The 1108-nt window shown below is 71.4% G+C and carries 1 pseudogene; it reads right to left on the minus strand.

Annotation, left to right across the window (positions count from 1 at the left end):
* Positions 1–1108: pseudogene (locus QZ994_RS19955) on the minus strand (urea carboxylase); the annotation flags it as partial.

The raw sequence follows: 1108 nt of genomic DNA on the forward strand, positions 1-1108 counted from the left end.
GGGCTGAGCCAGTGGGGGTGGGGGATGCCGGCTCGTCGGTCGCCTGGGCGGCGATGGGCAGCGCGTGCAGCAGGTCGCCCGTGCGCAGGGTGCGCCCGGCGTGGCCGCCGAACTGGCCCAGGGTGAAGGTGCTGCGGCTCTCGAGGTAGAGCGGCACGTCCAGCCCGCCTTCGACCGCGAGGTAGGTGCGGGCGCCACCGCCGTCCAGCGGCACGGCACCCAGCTTGAGCACGCTGCCAGCCTTGAGCCGCAGGCGCTGGTTGAAGGCCTGTTCGGGCGCCAGGGTCTGGCCGTCGATGCTGACCCTCATGGGCGCGCCACACAGGGCCACGCTCAGGTCGGCGTGGGCGCGCAGGCTGGGGCCGCTGACGGTGCATTCCAGGGCCGCAGCGCCGGGGGCGTTGCCCACCAGGCGGTTGGCCAGGCGCAGGTGCAGGTCGTCCATGGGGCCGGAAGGGGGCACGCCCACGTCCCAGTGGCCGATGCGGCCTGGCCAGTCCTGTACCGTGGTCTGCACGCCGCCGTCGAGCACTTCGAGCGCACGGGGATGCCAGCTGAACTCGCCCAGGCTGCGTGTGACGATGCGCCCTTCGGCAAACACCGGCGAGGCGGCGATGGCGCGCAGGTAGCGCAGGTTGGTTTCGATGCCGGCCAGGCGGGTGTCGGCCAGGGCGGCTTGCAGCCTGATCACGGCGGCCTCACGCGTCTCGGCCGTGACGATGAGCTTGGCCAGCATGGGGTCGTAATAAGGCGGCACGTCGCTGCCGGTGCTCACCCAGCCGTCCACGCGCACGCCTTCTGGGAAGTGGACTTCGGTCAGCACCCCGGCGCTGGGCTGGAAGTGGCGGGCCGGGTCTTCGGCATACAGGCGCACCTGGATGGAGGCGCCACGGGGCTCGGGTGCGGTCAGGGTCCATTGGTCACCGCGTGCGAGCTTCACCATCCACTCCACCAGGTCGACGCCGGTGACCTGTTCGGTCACCCCGTGCTCCACCTGGAGGCGGGTGTTGACCTCGAGGAAGTAGAAGGCACCAGTGTCGGCGTCGAGCACGTACTCCACCGTGCCGGCCGAGTCGTAGCCGATGGCCTGGCCCAGTTGCAGGGCCAG

It is taken from the genome of Aquabacterium sp. (assembly GCF_021768455.1).
Lineage (GTDB): Bacteria > Pseudomonadota > Gammaproteobacteria > Burkholderiales > Burkholderiaceae_C > Aquabacterium.